The organism is Benzoatithermus flavus, from assembly GCF_037908215.1.
Classification (GTDB): Bacteria; Pseudomonadota; Alphaproteobacteria; order Geminicoccales; family Geminicoccaceae; genus Benzoatithermus; species Benzoatithermus flavus.
On record NZ_JBBLZC010000019.1, the window covers coordinates 1 to 16,126 of the forward strand.

A 16,126-nucleotide genomic window follows, 5' to 3' on the forward strand; every position below is an offset into this window, starting at 1 on the left:
ATCAGCGTCGACTTGCCGGCGCCGTTCTCGCCCATGAGGGCGTGGACGGTGCCGGGGCGGATCTCGAGCTGAACCCCATCCAGCGCCACCACCCCGGGATAGCGCTTGGTGATCCCCTCCGCCTCGAGATAGCAGGCCGGAAACGGTGCGCCGGCCGTGGCTGCTTTCGTCATGCTTGTCATCGCTGGTCTCCCCGATCCAACCCGGCAGTGCAGCCATCCCCTGCTACCTGGTGAGGCGGCCAGAGCCTCGGCAAGGAGTGGAAGCGGCATCCTCACCGATCAACAACGTACCAATCCCGAGTGCTGCAGCTTTATTCTCCAGGAACTACACGGTCGATGATATTACTGGATACTAGGACGACGCTGCCCAGTATTGGTCGAGGTAGCGCCGGATCTCCTGGCGCATGAGGCGCGAGCCGTCCTCCGCCGCTCCTCCCAGGCGAACACGCACGCGGTCATGATGCCGTCGAACCCGACCTCGTGTAGGGTCTCGAAGAACACGTCCCGGTCGACCTCGCCCTGGCCGATGTCCAGGTGCTGGTGCACCGTCACCTTCTTGGCGGGTCGACGATGTGCGGCGCACGGTAGAGGAACTTGACCCGAAGCGGCTCACTGGCTGATGGTCTGCTTCAGCGCATCGATGGAGGTCTTGATGCCGGCCTCGACCGACATCGTCAGATCTTCCATCTCCAGCGAGACCCAGTCGTTGTAGCCCATCATCCGCACGACGGAAAAGAATTCCTTCCACCACTGCAGATCCCTGCCGCAGCCGACCGCGACATAGTTCCAGGCCCGGCTGGCGACATCCTCGACCGGCTTGGTTTCCAAAAGCCCATTGACATCGACCAGTCCACGTTCGAGGCGCACGTCCTTGCCGTGCACGTGGTGGATCGCCGGGCCCAGCGCACGCGCCGCGGCGATCGGATCGGCGCCCATCCAGATCAGGTGGCTCGGGTCCAGGTTCAGGCCGACCATCGGGCCGACCGCATCGCGCAGCCGGAACAGCGTTTCCGGATTCCACACCAGCATCGAGCTGAAGTTCTCCAGCGCGAACTTCTCGACCCCACACGCTCTGGCCCTGGCGACGAGCTCGTGCCAGTAGGGGATGGCCACCTCGTTCCACTGGTAGTCGAGACAGTCCTTCAGCGTCGCTGGCCAACTGACGGTGTAGGTGATCCAGTTCGGGATGCGGTCCTCGGGACTGGCCGGCGGCAGACCGCTCATCATCACGATCTTCTTGACACCCAGAAGACCCGCCAGCTCGATGGTCTTCTCGGTGTCGGCCCTGTGCTTCGCGCCCAGCTCGCCCGGATCCAAGGGATTGCCCGAGACGTTCAGCGCCGCGATCTCCATGCTGCGGCTTTCCAGGGCGTGCAGGACGGCCCGGCGCTTGCCGGCGTCGGCCAGCAACTCGTCGGTACCCAGGTGCGGTGCGGATGACCAGCCGCCGCCGGCCATCTCGACGCCCTGGACACCCATCCCGGCGACCTTGTCGAGCATCGGCTCGAACGGCAGGTGGCCGAGGCAGTCGGTGCAAAGGGAAAGCCTCATATCCGATCTCTACCTTGCTGTAGGCTGATGGGCCGGGATGCTCTGGCGCGGAGGCGGGCTACTCGAACGGCACCCAGATCGACCCGTTGCTGGCCGATTTCACGCAGTTCTCCAGCCAGCGCACGCCCTCGAGCCCGGCTTCGATGTCGGGATAGACCAGCTCGGCCAGGGTCTTTTCGTCGCCACGGCGCTTCGCGTCGATGGCGATCGCGAACTTGAGGTAGATGTTGGCCCAGGACTCGGTCAGGCCCTCGGTGTGAAGCGCGCCGAGGCGCTCGATGGCGTTGGCGCTGGGGTCCAGGTACGGCATGCCACGGTAGAGCGTTTGGTTCGGCTGGCCCTGCACCTCGTAGCGCAGCTCGCTGGGATTCGAATCCGACCAGACGAGGCTGGCCTTGGAGCCGACGATCCGGATGCGCTGGCTGTCCATGCAGCCGGCATTGACCGACGAGGCCCACAGCCGGCCCACGGCTCCGTTCTCGTAGTGCATGAGAACGAAGGCGTTGTCCTCGAGCGGTGCTCTGGACGGGATGAAGCTCTGCCGGTCGCACAAGAGCTCGCGGATCTTCATGTGCGGCATGACGAGCTGCGATATGTAGTAGGTATGGGTCGAGATATCGCCGAGCACGAAGGTCGGCCCTGCGATCTTGGGGTCGACCCGCCACTTCTGGGCATCGCTGACCTTGTCGACCGCGTCGGTGGCGTTGAAGCCGTGCGTGTACTGGAGGTCGACGATGCGCACATCACCGATCTCGCCATGGGCGATCATCGCCCGCATCTGCATCAGGAGCGGATGGCCCGAGAAGCCATAGGTGACGCCGACGATCAGCCCCTTCTCCTCGGCCAGCGCCTTGACCTTGCGGACCTCGTCGCTCGTGAAAAACAGCGGCTTCTCGCAGATCACGTCCAGACCGGCATTCAGCGCTGCCCAGGCGATCTCGAAGTGGGTCGCGTTCGGCGTGGCGATGGAGACGACCTCGATACCGTCCTCCCGTCTGGCCTCCTCGCGGAACATGGTCTGGTAATTCGGGTAGCAGCGGCTCGGGTCGACGCCGATGTTGACGCCGAAGTCACGGCCGCGCTCGGGATCGAGATCGAACGCGCCGGCGACCAGCTGGAAGGCCGTGTTGTCCCGCAGCGCACCGCAACGATGCTTGTAGCCGACCTGGCTGAGCCGGCCGCCACCGACCATGGCCCAGCGCAGCGGACGGGCAATCTTCCGTTCACCGTTCAACATCGGTTGACCCTTCGGCAATTCTTCGCGCCTGTTTCATCCAGGCGGGACCGACCGCCTGCTTCCGCCGGCGGCACTTCGCCGGCTCAGCGGTTGAGGTAGTCCTTCATGTTCTCGGGCGTGACGAGCTCGTATGGGATCATGACGAAGCTCTCGACCTTCTCGCCCTCGATCAGCTTGAGGGCAGCATCGATCGCGCCTTTGCCCTGGCCCTTGGCGTCCTGAAACACCGTCACGTCGAGGTTGCCCTTCTGCATCTGGTCGAGCGCATCGGGAGTGGCGTCGATTCCGCCGATACAGACCTTGTCCATCGGGATCCCGGCCTGCTGCAGGGCGAAGATCGCCCCGATCGCCATCTCGTCATTGTTGGCGGCGACCGCATCGATCTTCTGGCCGGTGGTGATCCAGTTGGTCATGAGATCGATCGCTTGGTTGCGCTGGTAGTTGGCCGTCTGCTCGAGCACGACCTTGATCTCCGGGTACTTGGCCGCGACCTCCTTGACACCGGCGGTGCGCTGGTCGGTGGCGTTGCTCGCGAGCTCGCCCAGCATGATGGCGAGGTTGCCCTTGCCGTGCATGCACTTGACGAGGCCTTCCATCTCGAGCCGGCCCGAGACGGTGTGATCGGAGACCACCGTGACGACGTTCGCGGGCAGCTTCTCGCTGGGATCCGGGCCCAGGTTGACGTAGACCAGGGGAATGCCGGCCTGCGTCACGAGCCTGGTGATGCCCTGGGTGGCGGAGGTGTCGGCTGCGTTGACGATGATGGCGTCGACCCCCTGGGCGATGAAGTTCTGCACCTGGTTGAGCTGACGGCCGACATCGCCCTGCGCGTCCTCGAACTGGACGTTGACGTCGCCGACCTTGTTGGCCTCGTCCTGGATGGCGTCGCGGATCCTGATCAGGAAGAGGTGCTCGGCGCGCGACAGCGTCACGCCGATGTTGACCGGCTTGGCCATGGCGGAGGAGGCCATGAGCGTGGCCATGCCGACAGCGGCAACGCCGCCTGCGAGCAAGCGCTTCATCGAGATGCTCCCTGTCCGATGGTGGGGGTGATCGACCCCTCTTGGGTCTCTTGGCACGATCTGGAGAGCGGCTCGGTGCTCTCGTGACGTCAGCATCCTAGCAGCTTGCGGCATTACTTCAATTGACTCTTGAGGGGATGACATATTATCTATCAAAAACTATCAGCCATGGAAAACCATGGGTGAGAGAATCTTTCAGAAGAGGATGGTGCCGCCCTACCGTCCGTAGCACGTGGCTCGCGCGTAGCTGACACCCGACCGGGCAACGGCCGACGCATTCACGACCATTGCCTCATCGGCCTTCCTGCCGCCAAGCTGACGATGCCCGATTTCGCTCCCGTCCCTTGTGGCGCACACGATGGCTGAGCTGTCGGGGTCATGGTGGCGCCGTTGGCAGCAAGGGGCGTGCCGACCCCGACGCCAGCTTGTCCTTGGACCCGCAGCGCCTCTCGCTTGCTGGCCCAAAGGCCACCGCGGTGGTAGACTCTCTCAATCTTTGTGGATTTTTCTCTCGGGCGCTGTCAGAACCGATGACAAGCTGCTGCGAGCATCGCTCAGGAGCGCGGTACATGGGGCGACCCACCATAGCGGATCTGGCGCGGGCGGCCGGAGTCAGCGTTTCCACCGTCGATCGGGTGCTCAACGGGCGCAACCCCGTGCGTCCGGCAACCGCCGAGCGCGTGCTGACGGCGGCAGAGGCGATCGGGTTTCACGCTACCGGCATCCTCCGACAGCGGCTCGGTGCGGACAGGCCAGAGCGGACGCTCGGCTTTCTGCTCCAGCAACCGTCGCGCACGTTCTACCGGCGCCTGGGCGAGGCCCTGACCGAGGCGACGAAGACGTCGCCAGCGATCCGCGGCCGGGCAGTGGTCGAGTTCTTGGATGACCTGACCCCTGGCTCGGTTTCCGCCCGTCTGCTGAAACTCGGCAAGCACGTGGATGCGATCGCCGTGGTGACCGCAGACCACCCGCTCGTCACCGGAGCGATCGACCGGCTGCACGCTGCCGGGGTCCCGGTCGTGGCTCTGATCTCGGACCTGACCGCGCAGAGCCGGGCCGGCTATGTCGGACTCGACAACCGCAAGCTCGGGCGCACGGCAGCCTGGGCAATCTCGAACATCGGCAAGCGCCCGGGCAAGGTCGCCATCTTCGTCGGCAGCCATCGCTATCTCTGCCAGGAGATCGCCGAGATGAGCTTCCGGACCTACTTCCGCGAGCATGCACCGGAGTTCCATCTGCTCGAGACGCTGACGAGCCTCGAGGACGCGCGCTATGCCTACGAGAACACGCTCGATCTTTTGAAGCGCCACTCGGATCTGGTCGGGCTCTACGTGGCGGGCGGTGGGATCAGGGGCGTGATGCAGGCGCTGCGGGACCAGGGCGATGCTGTCCCGCGCGGGCTCGTCACCATCGGCCAAGAGCTGATGGAGGAGACCCGCGCCGGCCTGATCGACGGCATCGTGAAGCTCATCCTCTCGCATCCGTTGAGGCTGCTGGCCGAGACGACGATCGGCGCCATGCTCCGCGCGATCGAAGCAGCCGGGCGCGAGCCGGCTACCCAGATCACGCTGCCGTTCGACATCTACACGGTAGAGAATATCTGACCATAGCGGCCATGGCTGGCGCCTCGCCCCAGGAGCTCTGCTTGGCAGACCGATCTGGCAAGCGGCGAGCGTGGCGTCGACCGCGATGCCGTTGTCGACGGCGAGACCGGCTGTGACGGCAAGCTCCGTGTTCGGTATGGCGCCGATACCGACGGCCACGAGGTCGGCGCGGATGACGGTACCGTCCGAAAGCACCACCCCGGTGTCGGTGATCCTGGCGATCCGTGCGCCGAAATGGAAGCTCACCCCCTCGGCGACGTGGCGCTCGTGGAGCACCGTGGCGACCTCGGCGGGCACGCCGCGGGTCAGGAGGCGTGGCGGCGCCTCGACCACCACGACCTCGACGGCGAGCTTTCGAGCCGAGGCGGCGAGCTCGAGGCCGATGAACCCGCCGCCAATTACCGCGAGATGCCTGCCGGGTCCGAGAGCCATGCGAATCCGGACCGCATCGTCCAGCGTGCGCAGCGGGTGACGGTCGGCCCGTCGGCCCCGGGCAGCGGCAAGGGTCGCAGCTGGCCGCCTCGGCTGCGCTGGTGATGGCAGGTGCGGCGGAGGTGTCCGCGAGCGTCACGATGATCGCGTCCACGCCGGAGGCGATGAAGTTCTGCACCTGGCTGAGCTGCTGGCCGACGTCGCGCTGCGAGTCTTCGAACTGCACGTCGACGCCCTCGAGCTTCGCGGCACGGGCGGCGAGGCCGTTGCGCAGGAGCGTCTGGAAGTTGTCGCCGAAGCTCTGCATGCTGACGCCGATCGTCGTGGCGTCGGCCTGGCTGGCGAGCAGCGCCGCGAAGCCCGCGGCGAGCAGGGTCGTTCTCACGATAAGCCCTTCTCCTGATCGGGCGCCGACCCGCCCGCGTTCCTCTGCCGGGGGCGCCCCGATGGGGCGCCGCTGCCGACGGCCGAGCCCGAAGGCCCGGCGAAGGGTCAGCCGATGGCGATCCGGACCTCGCCGTCGACCACCTCGGCGGGGCAGGTCCGCAGGTTCACGCACGGCGGCAGTCGCACCGCTTCGCCGGTGCGGTAGTCGAACGCCCCGGCATGCTTGGGGCACTCGATCTCGAAGTCCATCACCAGGCCGTCGGCGAGGTGCACCGCTTCATGGGTGCAGAGGACGTCGGTGCACCAGACGCTGTCATCCGGCCCGCGATAGACCGCGAACGTCCTGGAGCCGTGGTCGAAGCGGAGCACACCTTCCTGCTCGATGTCCTCGAGCCGGCACGCCGTCACCCACCCGCTCATGACGCAGCCATCTCCTGCGTGACGGCCTTGCGGGCCTGCTGCCGGGCGATCTTCTCCTTGCGCTTGCGGTAGCGCTCCTGCATCCGCGCCTCGCCTTCGGGCGAGCCATCGCGCCAGGGCCGAACCACCTGTCGAGTGAAATGAGCACGTCGCCGTAATTCACCTCGAAATATTTGCGGTGCAGGCAGTGCGCGTAGGCGTGGCTGTCGACGACACCGTTCTCGCCCACCTCGATCTCGTCGAAGCCGACATGGCCGGGGATCGCGCCGAAGGAGGCGTAATGGAGCTGGTAGAGGGCGATGACCGGGTTCGAGGGGATGATCAGGTGGTAGAAGGCGGTGCCGAAGTAGAGCAGGTGTTCCACCGCCGGTGCGGCCGTGCAGAGCCGCTCAATGGCCCCCTTTGGCGCGTGAAGTCAGGGTCGACCCGCTCGCCAAACCAGCTCTCTTCGTGCCGCCACCCGAGACCCTCCTGGAGGAGGATCTCGCTGATCCGGCTGTGGCGCATGGCGATGCCCTGCTCGCCCAGGTAGGCAACCAGACGATCCAGCGTCCGGCAAGCGAACGGCAGGCCGAGAGCCGCTGGCCGGGTCGGCGCGGCGTTGATCACCGCGCTCCTTTGTTCGGCGGAGTAGGTCGGCGGCCGCCCGCTGCGCACGTCCTCCTCCAGCCCTGATAGGCCGCGGGCGTCGAAGCGCTCGAGCCAGTGCCGCACCGTCGCGCCGCACAGGTCCATGCGGGCGCTGATCCCCGGCACCTTCAGGCCTTCAAGGCCATGCAGGACGATCTGGGCGCGCCGCACGAGGCCGGCGCCGAGCGTACGTGATCGCGCCATCCGTGCCAGCGCCCCTTCTCTTCATCGCTCACTGCACGCACGCGCAGGGTCATGGCCGGGCTCCGCCTCCGACCACTTAGGCATGGCTCTGAGAGAGCTGAAGCCGGCTTCGGTGGCTGCGGCGGGGGTGGCGTATCCTCGGTGATGGTCGAGATCCCTCCGGAGGGCATGCCGTGGAGGAGGATGGCGTGGTCGCCCTGCCGCGGCCAGAAGCGAGCGTCACCGGTGTCCCGTTGTCGGCCGGGCTGCGGGTGGCGAGCCGGGCCGGTTCACCGCGACGCTCCTGCCAGCCTGCCCGCGCCGCGCCCGCCACATCGGGGAGCTGCGGCCCCGGCTCGAGCCGAAGGGCGTCTCCACCGGCCAGCTCGCCGAGGCGCCGGCCGCGCCGCTCGGGCCCGATGCATCGCCGCTTGAACCCGTACATCAAACTTGCGCCCAACATTTGATTTCCATAATCTATATTAGCCAATGAAAAGCGACCCGCCCAATCCCCGCGGCGTGCCTGCTCTCCTCCAACCCCCGGCAGGGGCTGGCCGCTGTCGTCCGCCTCGATCGCCAGCGCGCCTCCTCGCGGCCGCCCCGAAAGGCGGCCGGCTTTCCGGGGTCGGTCTCGCCGGCCACGGAAAGGCTTGTCCCCGCAGATGTCGCCGGAGATGGGAGGCTCGGACATCCGGTCCGGAGGCATCACGTCTTCTCGAGAGATCCGGGGCTCGCCGGAAGCCTTGGAACCCGGTGCCATTCGCCACGTTCTGCGGGTTGCTCAGGGAATTCATGCCGCACACGAGGGAACGATGATGGCCGAACCGGCAAGGAAGATCGCAGCCGACATGCTCGCGAGCGACGACAGGCCCGTCTTCGTCGGCACCAAGCCCTCTCTTCACGCCGAGCCTGGTCTCGACGAGCTCTTGCAGGATCCGATCATGATGATGCTGTGGCGGCGGGACGGCCTCGAGCCGGACCGGGCCAGGATGACGGTGCGGGATCTGCAGATGCTCGTGCGTCGGGCCGCGAACGATCCGGGACGGGAGGCCTGATCTCGCCTCGGCGCCCGCAAGGACCGGGCGCCGAGCCCTTCCCCGATCCTGCGATTCATTCTATGCCGCTACCGCTCCTTCATCAAAAGCTGCAGGATCGAGGATCTCTCCTATGCCGACCTACCGGTCACGCACCACCACCCACGGCCGCAACATGGCCGGTGCCCGCGGCCTGTGGCGCGCGACGGGCATGACGGATCGGGATTTCGGCAAGCCGATCATCGCGGTCGTCAACTCCTTCACCCAGTTCGTGCCGGGCCACGTCCACCTCAAGGACCTCGGCCAGCTCGTGGCCGGCGCCATCCAGGAGGCGGGCGGGGTCGCCAAGGAGTTCAACACCATCGCGGTCGACGACGGCATCGCCATGGGCCACGACGGCATGCTCTACAGCCTGCCATCGCGCGAGCTGATCGCCGACAGCGTCGAGTACATGGTGAACGCACACTGTGCGGACGCCATGGTCTGCATCTCGAACTGCGACAAGATCACGCCCGGCATGCTGATGGCGGCACTCCGGCTCGACATCCCGGCCGTGTTCGTCTCGGGCGGCCCCATGGAAGCGGGCAAGGTCCGGCTGCGCGGCACGGAGAAGGCGCTCGACCTCGTGGACGCCATGGTAGCCGCGGCCGACAGCTCGGTCACGGACGAGGAGGTCGAGGTCATCGAGCGCTCGGCCTGCCCGACCTGCGGCTCCTGCTCGGGCATGTTCACCGCGAACTCGATGAACTGCCTCACGGAGGCCCTGGGCCTGGCGCTGCCGGGCAACGGCTCCGTGCTCGCGACCCATGCCGACCGGAGGCGCCTGTTCCTGGAAGCGGGTCGCCTGATCGTCGAGATCACGAAGCGCTACTACGAGGAAAACGACGAGACCGTCCTGCCGCGCAGCATCGCGAGCTTCAAGGCGTTCGAGAACGCGATGACGCTCGACATCGCCATGGGCGGCTCGACCAACACCGTGCTTCATCTCCTCGCTGCCGCGCACGAGGCGGGCGTGCCGTTCACGATGCAGGACATCGACCGGCTCTCGCGCAAGGTGCCGGTCCTGTGCAAGGTTGCCCCTTCGGTCGCGAACGTCCACATGGAGGACGTGCATCGGGCGGGCGGAATCATGGCGATCCTGGGCGAGCTCGACCGGGCCGGCCTGATCCACCGCGACGTGCCGACGGTGCACAGCGCCACCTTGGGCGAGGCCCTGCGCTACTGGGACGTGGCGCAGACCCGCAGCGAGGAGGTGCGCACCTTCTACCGTGCCGCACCGGGCGGGGTGCCCACCCAGGTCGCCTTCAGCCAGGACCGCCGCTACGCGGCGCTCGACCTCGACCGCGAGCGCGGCTGCATCCGCTCGGTCGAGCACGCCTTCGCCAAGGACGGCGGCCTCGCCGTGCTCTACGGCAACCTCGCCGAGGACGGCTGCATCGTGAAGACCGCGGGCGTGGACGCGAGCATCCTGACCTTCGCCGGCCCGGCCCGGATCTTCGAGAGCCAGGACGCCGCGGTCGAGGGCATCCTCGGCGGCAAGGTGCAGGCGGGCGACGTGGTCGTGATCCGCTACGAAGGGCCGCGCGGCGGGCCCGGCATGCAGGAGATGCTCTATCCCACGAGCTACCTGAAGTCGAAGGGCCTGGGCAAGGCGTGCGCGCTGATCACGGACGGCCGCTTCTCGGGCGGCACCTCCGGCCTTTCGATCGGCCACGTCTCGCCGGAGGCCGCCGAGGGCGGCACGATCGCCCTCGTCGAGGAGGGGGATCGGATCGAGATCGACATCCCGAACCGCACCATCCGGCTCGCCGTGCCCGATGCGGAGCTGGCCCGGCGGCGCGAGGCGATGCTGACCCGTGGCGAAGCGGCGTGGCGGCCGGCGAGCCCGCGGCAGCGCCGGGTCTCGACCGCGCTTCGCGCCTATGCCGCCCTGGCGACCAGCGCTGCGCGCGGCGCCGTTCGGGATCTCGGCCGGCTCGAGCGCGCCTGAAAGCCGGAACCGGGAACGAGCAGGAGGCTTGTCGTAGCCATTCCCCATGGAGCGGAGCGAAGCGATGCCTGGCCTGTTCTCCCCGATCCACCTCGCCGGAAAAGAGCTTGCCAACCGGATCCTCGTCTCGCCGATGTGCCAGTATTCGGCCGAGGATGGCTGCGCCGGCGACTGGCATCTCGTCCATTACGGTGCCCTCGCCAACAGCGGTGCGGCCATGCTGATCGTCGAGGCCACGGCGGTCGAGCCGCGCGGCCGCATCTCGGCGGGCGATCTCGGACTCTACTCGGATGCCTGCGAGGAAGCCTTGGGCCGGGTCGTGGCGAGCTGCCGGCGTCACGGCACAGCGGCCTTGGGCGTGCAGCTCGCCCATGCCGGCCGCAAGGGTTCGGCGCATGTGCCCTGGCAGGGCGGAAAGGCGCTTGGCCCGAGCGAGGGGGCGTGGGAGACGATCGCCCCCTCGCCGCTCCCGTTCGACGAGGGCTGGCCCACCCCACGCGAGATGACGCCGGACGACATGCGGGACGTGCGTGCCGCCTTCGTCGCGAGCGCCGAGCGGGCGCTGCGGATCGGCTTCGATCTCGTCGAGCTGCACCTCGCACACGGCTATCTCCTGCACGAGTTCCTCTCGCCGGTCGCCAACCGACGGACCGACGCCTATGGCGGCAGCCTCGAAAACCGGATGCGGTTTCCGCTCGAGATCGCGGCCGACCTTCGCGCCGCGTGGCCCGAGGACCGGATTCTCGGCGCTCGCATCACCGGCAGCGACTGGATCGAAGGAGGGTGGAGCGATGACGATGCCGTCCAGCTCGCGCGCCGGCTGCAGAAGCTCGGATTCGACTACGTCACCGTCTCCTCGGGCGGGATAGTGCCCAAGGTGCGCATCCCGGCCGATCCGGGCTATCAAGTACCCTTCGCCGCCAAGGTGAAGCGTGAGACCGGCATCACGACCTGCGCCGTCGGGCTGATCGCGGCACCGGCGCAGGCGGAGCGGATCGTGGCCAACGGCGAGGCCGATCTCGTGGCGCTCGCCCGCGCCTTCCTCGACAACCCGCACTGGGGCTGGGCCGCGGCGTTCGAGCTCGGGGCGAAGGTACGGCGGCCACCCCAGTACGAGCGCGCCGCGCCCGAGCTCTGGCCCGGTGCCACCATATCGCGGGAGCTCGACTGAGGCTTTTCCGACAGGGCGTCAGGGTATCGACACGAACTTGCCGTAGCGGGCGAGAATAGAGGCCACGTGCGCGAGGTCGTTCCCGGGCGGCATGGCCGGTCCTGCCTCCAGCCCGAGGTCCGGCCGCTCGAACAGGGCCGCGCAGAGCCACCGGCTGTCGTGCCGGGAAACATAGCTGCCCAGGGATCCGGCTGATTCAGGGCCGCCAAGAGTTCGGGCGGGCCGGCGACGACCTCGTGCCGATCGAACCGACAGCACGGGTGCGTCAGTCACTGCCCCGACGCACCGCCAGAAGCCCGTCGCTACGGCGTCGCTTGCCGACCGCCCGACGCGCGATACCGAGCAGCTCCGCCACCTCCTGCGAGGTCAGCATGCCGCCGGTACGCTCGACGAGCTCGCCCGATGCGGGGCAGCGCGCGATCAGCGGTGCAAGATGCGCCTATCGCCTCGAGAGCGGGCGGAATCCGCGCCGTCGTCAATCGTGGAGCTGGTCCGGGTCCTGAACGAGGCCCAGCGCCTGCTCGAGCTTGCTCAGCGCCCGATCGAAGCTGCGGCGCTCGTCCTCGCTCAGGCAGGAGAGTACCTGTCGCTCACGCTCGAGCACGAAGGGTACGATCTCCTCGTAGAGCGCCCTGCCCTTTTCGGTCATCCGCAGCAGGGTTTCGCGCCGGTCGCCGCCGTTGCCGGCACGCTCGATCAGCCCGAGCTCCAGAAGCCGGCTCACCGCCCGGCTGATCCGCGTCTTGTGGGTGCGCGTGCAGCGGACGATGAACTGGGCGCTTCTCGGCTCGCGCACGGCCAAGGTGGCGAGGACGCGCCATTCCGGGATGTCGATCCCGAACCGCTCGGCATAGACCTTGGCGAGATCGCCGCTGACCTCCGCCGCCAAACGGTTCAGACGGAACGGCATGAATTTCAAGAGCTGCAGGCGTGGCACCGGGCCGTCCCGAACATCGTTGATCGTTGCAGCCGCAACCGACTTGACAGCGGAAGGCGCAACGCCTAACCCCATCGCAAAAGGTTGCAGCCGCAACGATATCAGGGGTGAGTCCGGACGTGCAAGTCCGACCTGCCGCGCGCTCGCGCAGGCCGGTCGTCGATGGTGCCGGAACACGCGAAGGAGACAGGGACCATGCCGCTCGCCTACATGTCGGGTTTCGGGAACAGCTTCGAGACCGAGACCCTGCCGGGCGCGCTCCCGGTCGGCCGCAACTCGCCGCAGAAGGTCGGTTACGGCCTCTACGCCGAGCAGCTCTCGGGCACGCCGTTCACTGCCCCGCGCGCGGCCAACCAGCGTTCGTGGCTCTACCGCATCCGGCCGGGCGTGCGCCACATGAGCCGGTTCCGCAAGGTCGACCCGGGCCTCGTGCGCACCGCCCCCGACCGCGAGGAGGCCGAGCTGGCGCTGGGTCAGCTCCGCTGGGCGCCCGTGCCGGTGCCGGAGGACCCCCTCACCTTCCGTACCGGACTCCGCACGGTGACGACCGCGGGTGACGCCGCCACGCAGATCGGGATGGCAGCGCACCTCCTCTTCGTCACCCGGTCGATGGAGAACGAATATTTCTCGAACGCCGACGGCGAGCTTCTGGTCGTGGCGCAGAATGGTAGCCTGCGCTTTCGCACCGAGTTCGGCGTGATCGAGATCGCTCCGGGCGAGATCTGCGTCATCCCGCGCGGCGTGATCTTCAAGGTCGAGATCCCCGCAGGGCCCGCGCGCGCTTATGTCTGCGAGAACTACGGCGGCGGCTTCACCCTGCCCGAGCGCGGGCCGATCGGCGCCAACTGCCTCGCCAACCCGCGCGACTTCCTGACACCCGTCGCGGCCTACGAGGACAAGGAGGAGTCGGGCGAGCTCTACATGAAGTGGGGCGGCGAACTCTGGTGCTGCGAGGTGCGCCAGTCGCCGCTCGACGTCGTCGCCTGGCACGGCAACTACGCGCCCTACAAGTACGATCTTCGCCGCTACTCGCCGGTGGGACCGATCCTGTTCGACCACGCCGACCCGTCGATCTTCACCGTGCTCACCGCCCCGTCCGAGACGCCGGGCACGGCCAACGTCGACTTCGTGATCTTCCCGGAGCGCTGGATGGTGGCCGAGAATACCTTCCGCCCACCCTGGTACCACCGCAACATCATGTCGGAGTTCATGGGGCTGATCTACGGCGTCTACGACGCCAAGCCCGGCGGCTTCAAGCCGGGCGGGATGAGCCTCCACAACATGATGCTGCCGCACGGACCCGACACCGAGGCGTTCGAGAAGGCGAGCAACGAGGAGCTGAAGCCGGTCAAGCAGGAAGGCACCATGGCCTTCATGTTCGAGACCCGCTACCCGCAGCGTGTGACACGGTGGGCGGCGCGGCTGCCGCAGCTCGAGGAAACCTACGCCGATTGCTGGGCCGGCCTGAAGAAGCATTTCGCCCCCGGCCGCCGCGAGCCTCGCTAGGAGACCGACACCTATGAAGCTCGCGAGCCTCAAAGCGGGGCGCGACGGCCGTCTGGTCGTGGTCTCGCGCGATCTCGCCCGTGCGGTCGCGGCGGACGGGATCGCGCCCACCCTCCAGTCGGCGCTCGAGCGCTGGGCGGAGGTCGAGCCGGCGCTGCGCGATCTCGCCGGGCGCCTCGAGGCCGGTGCTGCCGAAGGCGCCTTCCCGTTCGACGAGGCGGCCTGCGCCGCACCGCTGCCACGCGCCTATCAGTGGCTCGACGGCTCGGCCTACGTCACCCACGTCGAGCTGGTACGAAAGGCTCGCGGTGCGACGCTGCCGGAGCGGTTCTGGACCGATCCCTTGATGTACCAGGGCGCTTCGGACCGGTTCATGGGCCCGCGCGATCCGATCGAGGCCACGAGCGAAAACTGGGGCCTCGACTTCGAGGCCGAGGTGGCGGTCGTTACCGACGACGTGCCGATGGGAACGCCCGCCTCGCTCGCCGGCCGGCACATCAGGCTCGTCGTGCTGGTGAACGACGTCTCCGCGCGCGCCCTGATCCCGGACGAGCTCGCAAAGGGCTTCGGCTTCGTGCACGGCAAGCCGGCCAGCGCCTTCTCGCCGGTGGCGGTGACGCCGGACGAGCTGGGCAAGGCCTGGCGGGACTACAAACTGTGCCTGCCGCTGCTCTCCTTCGTCAACGGCAAGCCGTTCGGCCGGCCCGATGCCGGGGTGGACATGACCTTCGACTTCACCCGGCTGATCGAGCATGCCGCGAAGACGCGGTATCTGAGCGCCGGCACCATCATCGGCTCGGGCACGGTGGCGAACGGGGCGGCGCGCGACGAGGCGAGCGGGATCGGCCATTCCTGCATCGCCGAACGGCGTATGCTCGAGACGATCTGGCGGGGTGAGCCGGAAACGCCCTGGCTCCGCTTCGGCGATCGGGTGCGGATCGAGATGAAGGATGCGGCCGGCCGCTCGATCTTCGGCGCCATCGAGCAGGAGGTCGTCCGCTACACGCCGCCCGTGGCCCGAGATCCCGGCGCAGGAGACGAGAGATGAGCAAGGCATTCGCGAGCCAGTCCGATCTCACCGACAAGCGCGAGAGCTTCACCGAGCTCGCGGACGGCGTGTACGCGCTCACCGCCGAGGGCGACCCGAACTCGGGTGTGGTGATCGGCGACGATGCGGTCCTGGTGATCGACGCCCGTGCCACGCCGGTCATGGCGAAGGAGTTGGTCACGCACATCCGCAAAGTGACCGACAAGCCGATCCGGCACGTGCTCTTGACCCACTACCATGCCGTGCGCGTGCTCGGAGTCGCCGGCTACGAGGAGCGGGTCAACGTCATCGCCAGCGATGCGACCTATTCGATGATCCAAGAGCGCGGGCAGCAGGACATGGATTCCGAGATCCAGCGCTTCCCGCGCCTGTTCCGCGCCAAGGAGACCATCCCCGGCCTGACCTGGCCCAACGTGGTGTTCCACGACCGGATGACGCTCTGGCTGGGCAAGCGCGAGGTGCAGATCATCCATGCCGGCCGCGGCCACACCCGTGGCGACACGATCGCCTGGCTGCCCAAGGAGAAGGTGCTGTTCGCGGGCGATCTCGTCGAGTATGGCGCCACCCCCTACTGTGGCGATGCGCACTTCGACGACTGGCCAAGGACGCTGGACCGGCTCGCGGTCCTGCAGCCGCAGGCGGTGGTGCCGGGTCGCGGCGAGGCGCTCACCAGCCCCGAGCAGGTGAAGCAGGGCATCGCCGAGACCCGGGCCTTCCTCGAGGATGTGCTCCGGATCGCCAGGGAAGGTGTGACGGACGGCCATTCGCTCAAGCAGGTCTATGACCGAGCGATGCGCGAGCTGCGGCCGAAGTACGGCCATTGGGTGATCTTCGAGCACTGCATGCCGTTCGACGTCTCGCGCGCCTACGACGAGGCGCAAGGGATCGACAATCCCCGGATCTGGACCGCCGAGCGCGACCTCGAGATGTGGCGGGCGCTCGAGGGAACGGGTGCGTGAGCCGGCCGACGGA

General features: G+C 67.7%; 14 protein-coding genes and 3 pseudogenes. 7 read left to right on the top strand and 10 right to left on the bottom strand.

What is annotated here, in order from left to right; genetic code table 11:
• The 4 genes from U1T56_RS17020 to U1T56_RS17035 all read right to left on the bottom strand — a co-directional run.
• Nucleotides 1-182: ATP-binding cassette domain-containing protein (locus tag U1T56_RS17020; protein ID WP_418160687.1), on the bottom strand; the 182-nt coding region annotated here is incomplete at its 3' end.
• 429 nt (nucleotides 183-611) lie between these two features.
• Entirely contained in the window at nucleotides 612-1,553 is a 942-nt protein-coding gene (locus U1T56_RS17025) for a sugar phosphate isomerase/epimerase family protein (RefSeq protein ID WP_418160688.1), read from the bottom strand.
• Nucleotides 1,554-1,611: 58 nt separating this feature from the next.
• Complete coding sequence (locus tag U1T56_RS17030) at nucleotides 1,612-2,790, bottom strand: Gfo/Idh/MocA family protein (RefSeq protein ID WP_418160689.1); 1,179 nt, start codon at nucleotides 2,788-2,790, stop codon at nucleotides 1,612-1,614.
• Between the two features lie 83 nt (nucleotides 2,791-2,873).
• Nucleotides 2,874-3,812, bottom strand: coding sequence for a sugar ABC transporter substrate-binding protein (locus tag U1T56_RS17035; RefSeq protein WP_418160690.1), 939 nt, complete (start codon nucleotides 3,810-3,812; stop codon nucleotides 2,874-2,876).
• Nucleotides 3,813-4,243: 431 nt separating this feature from the next.
• Between U1T56_RS17035 and U1T56_RS17040 the strand changes: the two genes are divergently transcribed.
• Nucleotides 4,244-5,416: a LacI family DNA-binding transcriptional regulator gene (locus tag U1T56_RS17040; protein WP_418160691.1), complete on the top strand. Its 1,173-nt coding sequence runs from the start codon at nucleotides 4,244-4,246 to the stop codon at nucleotides 5,414-5,416.
• Between the two features lie 66 nt (nucleotides 5,417-5,482).
• On the opposite strand, the pseudogene U1T56_RS17045 reads toward U1T56_RS17040, so the two are convergent.
• The 5 genes and pseudogenes from U1T56_RS17045 to U1T56_RS17065 form a co-directional block, all read right to left on the bottom strand.
• A pseudogene (locus tag U1T56_RS17045) lies at nucleotides 5,483-5,881 on the bottom strand (FAD-dependent oxidoreductase); the annotation flags it as partial.
• Nucleotides 5,882-5,930: 49 nt separating this feature from the next.
• A pseudogene (locus U1T56_RS17050) lies at nucleotides 5,931-6,233 on the bottom strand (substrate-binding domain-containing protein); the annotation flags it as partial.
• A gap of 107 nt (nucleotides 6,234-6,340) precedes the next feature.
• Nucleotides 6,341-6,655: a MocE family 2Fe-2S type ferredoxin gene (locus tag U1T56_RS17055; RefSeq protein WP_418160692.1), complete on the bottom strand. Its 315-nt coding sequence runs from the start codon at nucleotides 6,653-6,655 to the stop codon at nucleotides 6,341-6,343.
• Nucleotides 6,652-7,019: pseudogene (locus U1T56_RS17060) on the bottom strand (sterol desaturase family protein); the annotation flags it as partial. The pseudogene U1T56_RS17060 and the gene U1T56_RS17055, both read right to left, overlap by 4 nt.
• Entirely contained in the window at nucleotides 6,977-7,489 is a 513-nt protein-coding gene (locus U1T56_RS17065) for a helix-turn-helix domain-containing protein (RefSeq protein WP_418160693.1), read from the bottom strand. The gene U1T56_RS17065 and the pseudogene U1T56_RS17060, both read right to left, overlap by 43 nt.
• Before the next feature lie 629 nt (nucleotides 7,490-8,118).
• On the opposite strand from U1T56_RS17065, the gene U1T56_RS17070 reads away from it, so the two are divergent.
• The 3 genes from U1T56_RS17070 (at nucleotide 8,119) to U1T56_RS17080 (ending at nucleotide 11,663) form a co-directional block, all read left to right on the top strand.
• A complete protein-coding gene (locus U1T56_RS17070; RefSeq protein WP_418160694.1) occupies nucleotides 8,119-8,523 on the top strand; it encodes a hypothetical protein in 405 nt (134 codons plus the stop codon).
• Between the two features lie 112 nt (nucleotides 8,524-8,635).
• Nucleotides 8,636-10,492, top strand: a complete 1,857-nt coding sequence (gene ilvD / locus U1T56_RS17075) for a dihydroxy-acid dehydratase (RefSeq protein WP_418160695.1) — start codon at nucleotides 8,636-8,638, stop codon at nucleotides 10,490-10,492.
• Nucleotides 10,493-10,556: 64 nt separating this feature from the next.
• Nucleotides 10,557-11,663, top strand: a complete 1,107-nt coding sequence (locus tag U1T56_RS17080) for an NADH:flavin oxidoreductase/NADH oxidase (RefSeq protein ID WP_418160696.1) — start codon at nucleotides 10,557-10,559, stop codon at nucleotides 11,661-11,663.
• A 475-nt stretch (nucleotides 11,664-12,138) separates the two neighbouring features.
• Here U1T56_RS17080 and U1T56_RS17085 read toward each other — a convergent pair whose 3' ends face one another.
• Nucleotides 12,139-12,600: a MarR family winged helix-turn-helix transcriptional regulator gene (locus tag U1T56_RS17085; RefSeq protein WP_418160697.1), complete on the bottom strand. Its 462-nt coding sequence runs from the start codon at nucleotides 12,598-12,600 to the stop codon at nucleotides 12,139-12,141.
• Nucleotides 12,601-12,795: 195 nt separating this feature from the next.
• Between U1T56_RS17085 and hmgA the strand changes: the two genes are divergently transcribed.
• Genes hmgA through U1T56_RS17100 form a run of 3 tightly spaced genes read left to right on the top strand, consistent with a single transcriptional unit; the run spans nucleotide 12,796 to nucleotide 16,113 of the window.
• Entirely contained in the window at nucleotides 12,796-14,106 is a 1,311-nt protein-coding gene (gene hmgA / locus U1T56_RS17090; protein ID WP_418160698.1) for a homogentisate 1,2-dioxygenase, read from the top strand.
• A 13-nt stretch (nucleotides 14,107-14,119) separates the two neighbouring features.
• Nucleotides 14,120-15,154: a fumarylacetoacetate hydrolase family protein gene (locus tag U1T56_RS17095; RefSeq protein WP_418160699.1), complete on the top strand. Its 1,035-nt coding sequence runs from the start codon at nucleotides 14,120-14,122 to the stop codon at nucleotides 15,152-15,154.
• Nucleotides 15,151-16,113 (top strand): MBL fold metallo-hydrolase, encoded by a 963-nt coding sequence (locus U1T56_RS17100; RefSeq protein ID WP_418160700.1) that lies wholly within the window; start codon nucleotides 15,151-15,153, stop codon nucleotides 16,111-16,113. The genes U1T56_RS17095 and U1T56_RS17100 overlap by 4 nt, the downstream gene beginning before the upstream one ends.
• Nucleotides 16,114-16,126: the final 13 nt, after the last annotated feature.